Annotated in this window: 4 protein-coding genes; 3 read left to right on the top strand and 1 reads right to left on the bottom strand. The window is 52.5% G+C overall.

Features of this window, described 5'->3' with window-relative positions:
* Positions 1–55: 55 nt before the first annotated feature.
* Together F4Y39_10140 and F4Y39_10135 are read left to right on the top strand one after the other, a co-directional pair.
* Entirely contained in the window at positions 56–385 is a 330-nt protein-coding gene (locus F4Y39_10140; GenBank protein MYC14072.1) for a hypothetical protein, read from the top strand.
* 112 nt (positions 386–497) lie between these two features.
* A complete protein-coding gene (locus F4Y39_10135) occupies positions 498–1,940 on the top strand; it encodes a PDZ domain-containing protein (GenBank protein ID MYC14071.1) in 1,443 nt (480 codons plus the stop codon).
* A gap of 141 nt (positions 1,941–2,081) precedes the next feature.
* Here the strand turns inward: F4Y39_10135 and F4Y39_10130 are convergent, their stop codons facing one another.
* Complete coding sequence (locus F4Y39_10130; GenBank protein ID MYC14070.1) at positions 2,082–3,491, bottom strand: sulfatase; 1,410 nt, start codon at positions 3,489–3,491, stop codon at positions 2,082–2,084.
* Between the two features lie 361 nt (positions 3,492–3,852).
* Between F4Y39_10130 and F4Y39_10125 the strand changes: the two genes are divergently transcribed.
* On the top strand, positions 3,853–5,131 hold a 1,279-nt coding region (locus F4Y39_10125), incomplete at its 3' end, for a hypothetical protein (GenBank protein MYC14069.1).

Here is a 5,131-nt window from a genome sequence, read left to right as displayed (position 1 = left end):
ATATAAGACGATTCATGTCGATATATTTCACCTAACTTAAACAGGAGATGTTTCCATGAGACGCATTGTTCCCATGTTGGGTATCGGTTCACAATCAAAGAAGGTACAACGAGCTACCTCCCGGTCCCGTTTCATCCCCCAGTTTCGTCGGGAAGTCTGCGAGGTGATCAATCGCATTCGCGCCGCTTATGGTCCCATTCCCATGAAGACTGTGGCCGATCAGCCCGAGGTAAAGGCCGCAGAAGCGACGATTGAACAGGCTGCGCGATTGGTGTATAGCGGGCTTGAAAATGTCGAGGTATGGCGAGGTGCGCTGGTGGTCTATGAGTTGACCTGGATGTCCGCGCTGAAAAAGGTGCGTCCGTCGGGTAAGTCAGCTGCTTAAGTACATTTTTTAACTCAAAAAGGCCGAGATTCTCTGTGGATCTCGGCTTTTTTTATGATTGACGGGATTGGACAATTTCAGGAACTTTTGACGCCTTGCGATAGTTTGTCAGATGTTGGATGGTTTGACACAAATAACGGAGAGACGGCGTATGCAAAGATGGATGTGGATACTGATTGCGGGATTTATGGTTTTGCAGGTTGAGGCAAAGATTGATCCTGAGCATCAGGTGACGATTGCGCAAATGGAAAAGTTCAGCGAGGCTTTTGCAGCGGTGGCTTCCGAGGTCAATCCGGGTGTGGTGACTATTGTAAATAAAAAGGATATGGTCGTGGGGGTGAGAAGTTCGACGGGCGATCCGTTTTTTGATCGTTTTTTTGGTGGCCGAATGACGTATCGCAGAGAGTGGCGGCAGCAGGGTTTGGGGTCGGGGGTTATTGTTTCTGGAGATGGCTATATTTTGACCAATAATCACCTTATTGCAGAGGCCGATTCTATTGAAGTAGAGCTCGACGATGGCAGAAAGTTTGGCGCAATGCTGGTGGGAACAGATCCGCAGAGCGATGTCGCGGTGTTGAAAATCGATGGGCGCGATTTGCCCGCGCTGAAGATGGGCGATTCGGATAAGTTGAAGGTCGGTGCCTGGGTGCTGGCGATTGGCAATCCGTATGGTTTGCGGCATACGGTGACGTACGGTATTGTGAGCGCGACGGGGCGGGGCAATTTAGATATTGTGGATTACGAAGATTTTATTCAAACAGATGCGGCGATTAATCCGGGCAATAGCGGTGGGGCAATGGTGAATTTGCGCGGGGATCTGGTGGGTCTGAATACGGCGATTTTGTCGCGCAGCGGTGGCAGTCAGGGCATTGGGTTGGCTGTGCCCATTAATATGGCGCGCAATATTATGCAGCAGATTATTGAAGATGGAGAGGTAAAACGCGGGTATCTGGATGTGGTGGTTCAGGATCTGACGCCGGGGCTTTCCGAAGCACTGGGATTATCTGTGAATCGGGGTGCGCTGATTCAGGAGGTGGGGGAATTTGCCGAGCAAACGGACTTACAACCCGGCGATGTGATTGTGGGGTTAAATGACCGAGAGATTTCCAATGCAGATGAGTTTCTCACGCGTATTGCGCGAACCCCTCCAGGCGCACAGGTGATAATTGAGGTGATCCGAAGTGAGGGAAATAAAAAGTTGCGCGTAACGGTGGATGCGTTTGATCCCTTTCGCGGTCTGCAAGAGGTGGAGCGACAACGCGCCCTGGGGCTGAATGTTCAGGAGATGACGCCCGCTATTGCCCGTCAGTTTGGTTATGGTGCACAATGGGGCATGCTCATCACCGATGTGAGAGGAGAAAGTGCGGCTGAAGCGGCGGGTTTGCGACGGGGAGATGTGATTCGCGAGATGAATCGCAGGCCCATGCGTTCGATGGAAGATTACGAAGATGTATTGGCGGAGTTGAAACCCGGTGACGAAGTCGGTATAATCATTCGCAGAGAGACCCGCCGGCACTATGCCAATTTTTACGCCGTGCTCAAGGTGCCGAAGTAGAAGTGTGATCCGCAGAAAAAAACGCGAATAATTTGAGCGTTTTTCGCAGATGAACGCAGATAAAAAGTAAGATACAAGAAGTGTGAAGTGATAGTACTCGTCATCGCGGCATGGTGTTGAGCCGCGATCCAGTGGTTTTATTTAATCCACGTCTTTTACATACCGCTCGTCTTCTACCTTTTCCTGAAGGCGGTAGAGTTCGTCTTTGAGTTCGCGCACGATATCGGCGTATTCGGGATTGTCGTACACGCTGTTGAGTTCATAAGGGTCTTTTTCGAGGTCGAAGAGTTCCCATTCGGGTTCTTTGGTGTCTTCGATTGATCCTTTTTGATTGAGGCCGTCGGCGTAGTAATAGATGAGTTTGTACTGGTGGGTTCGCACGCCGTAATGGGCGTAAACATGGTGGTGCGTCAGGTGCATCCAGTAGCGGTAATACATCGATGTTTGCCAGTCTTCAGGTGTTTCGCCGTTGAGCAAGGGGCGCATGCTCGATCCCTGGAAGGTTTCGGGGATGTCAATGCCCGCGTAGTCGAGAAAGGTGGGGGCAAAGTCGGTGTTGAGGATCATGTCGGTGTTGATACTGCCGGGTTTGATTTCTTTGGGATAGCGAATGATGAAGGGCATGCGCAGGGATTCTTCGTACATAAAACGCTTGTCATACCAGCCGTGATCGCCCAGGAAAAAGCCCTGGTCAGATGTGTAAATGACTATGGTGTTGTCGGTGAGGCCTTCTGTGTCGAGATAGTCGAGCATGCGTCCGACATTGTCGTCGATGGAGGCCACACAGCGCAGGTAGTCTTTGATGTAGCGCTGGTATTTCCATTTTTTGTCTTCTTCAGGTGAGAGGCCTTCAGGGGGTAATCCCTTGAGGTCATTTTTGTTCATGTCGCGGTCAACGCGCATTTGGGCGGCTTCGGCAGCACTGGCGCGGTTGCTGTAGTCGTCCCAGAAGGTTTCGGGTTCGGGTATGTCTTCGTTTTCATACATGTGGGCGTGTTTTTCGTCGGGTTCCCAGGCGCGGTGGGGTGCTTTGTGGTGGTACATGAGCATGAAGGGGCGATTTGTGTCCCGCGCTTTGAGCCAGTCGAGGCATAAGTCTGTGATGATGTCGGTGACATAGCCTTGATAGACTTTTTCTTCGCCCATTTCTATCATTTCGGGGTTGTGATATAATCCCTGCCCGGGCAGGACATTCCAGTAGTCAAAGCCGGTGGGGTCGTGGATGCCGCCGTGACCGAGATGCCATTTGCCGATCATGGCGGTTTGATATCCCGCCTGTTGGAATAATTTGGGAAATGTGAGTTGCCTGCCGTCGAGATGGGTCGCCAGCGTGGTTACGCCGTTGATGTGGTTGTATGTGCCGGTGAGGATTACGGCCCGGCTGGGGGCGCAGATTGAGTTGGTGCAAAAGCAGTTGTCAAAGCGCATGCCTCCATTTGCTATGCGGTCGAGGTTGGGGGTCTGGTTGATGCGGCTGTTGTAGCAACTCATGGCATGCGAGGCGTGATCGTCGGACATGATAAAGAGGATGTTGGGACGGTCTGTAGGCAAGAGAGACTCCTTGGTTGAAGTTAGAAGTGTGAAGTTAGAAGTGTGAAGGGTGGAACGGTGTGCAACTGGTCACAGTCCAAGTTTACAGTGAAGCTGAAGGGCTGCAAACACTGGACCGCGGCTCAACACCATGCCGCGATGACAATGATGCTCGTCACGCCCGTGCTTAGAGCATACAGGGGCAGGCTCTGCATGCTTTAAGCAGGCGTCCAAGTTGATTGCTAAAATATGACATTGCATGTGGGATATCAAGTGGGACGAATGGTGGGCACAGGCGTCTAATCTTTGTAGGGTGTGCAATAGTTGTTTTTTTTGTATTATATACGGACGATACTGTGAGAACTTTGAAGGAGTGAAGTAAATGGTCGGTCAAAGATTAGTGTTTTTTATGTGGATGTTCATTCTTTGCCTGAATGCCGAGGTTTTTGCGGGTGAGGCCAGGCAGGTGTGGACGTCCTTTCGGCAAGAAGATGGGCTGGCGCACAATGTGGTGACGGCTGTGTTGCAAACACCCGATGGGGCGATGTGGTTTGCCACGCTGGGTGGAGTGTCGCGCTATGACGGGCGTTTATGGAAGAAGTTTGGGGTTGAAGATGGGTTGCCGGGAAATGCTATTCAGGATCTGGTTGCCGCGCCCGATGGGGCATTGTGGGCTGCTGTGGGACGGGGTTTTGGTCGTGAAGCACGACAGGGACTGGCTTATTTTTTTGGCGAGGAATGGAGGGGGATTGATCTGCCAGAAGAATTGAGGGGGCGAGGGGGCTTGCGCCAGATTTTGGGGCTGGATGGTGGTCGCTCCTGTCTGGTGACCGATGCAGGTCACTTGTTGCGCTTTGATGGCGCAGATCTTTATTTGGTAATGTTAGATGGTCAGCCGCTTCAAGGTGTTCAGAGCTTGATGGCCGATGCAAATGGAAAAGTGTGGGTCGCTTATGGGGGGCGAGGGGGTAATGTTTTGTTTGGTCCTGGAATGGGACGGGGTGGACGAGGTGAACCGGGTGGCAGAGGTAGGCGCGGTGGTTTTAGGGGGGCGGAGGGACCAGATGGTGGTAGAGGGCGAGGTGAACCGGATGGTCGCGGGCGTGGTGGTTTGAGGGATATGGATGGTCCAGATGGCCGTGGTGGACGAGGTGAACCGGATGGTCGCGGGCGTGGAGGGCGAGGTGGAAGACCTGACGAGTTTGAGCAGGGTATGGGGTTATTGGATGTGGATACGGGGGAATGGACGACGATAGCAGATATGGATAGTTTGAGCAATGTATCTGTGTGGGCGATGGCGCAAAGTGACGATGGCGCGCTCTGGTTTGGTACCGATGATGGCGGGCTTAAGCGGTATTATTCGGGACAATGGGAAACATTTACAACTGAGGACGGGTTGCCTTCTAATCGGGTGCAGGTGATTCGCTTTGCACAGGATGGAACGGTGTGGATTGGTACGCCGGCTGGCGCGGCTTTTCGAGATGCGGGCGGACAATGGCGAATTTTTACAGAGCGCGAGGGATTGCCCAATAGCTATGTGGTCGATATCTGTATTGCTGCGGATGGGGCAATATGGGTGGGTACGCGTGGTGGTGTTGCGCGGTTGGGGCTTTCGGGGTGGTTGCACCACAGGAACTGGCCGGGGATGAATGATCGCGGTG

Source organism: Gemmatimonadota bacterium (genome assembly GCA_009838845.1).
In the GTDB taxonomy this organism is placed as follows: Bacteria; Latescibacterota; UBA2968; order UBA2968; family UBA2968; genus VXRD01.
The sequence above is the reverse complement of the archived record's forward strand: the minus strand, read 5'-3'. Positions and strand labels throughout refer to the sequence as shown.

What these genes read in the sequence shown, in the direction of transcription:
- F4Y39_10135 (MYC14071.1), top strand. Translation starts at nt 498, where the DNA reads ATGTTGGATGGTTTGACACAAATAACGGAGAGACGGCGTATGCAAAGA.
- F4Y39_10140 (MYC14072.1), top strand. Translation starts at nt 56, where the DNA reads ATGAGACGCATTGTTCCCATGTTGGGTATCGGTTCACAATCAAAGAAG.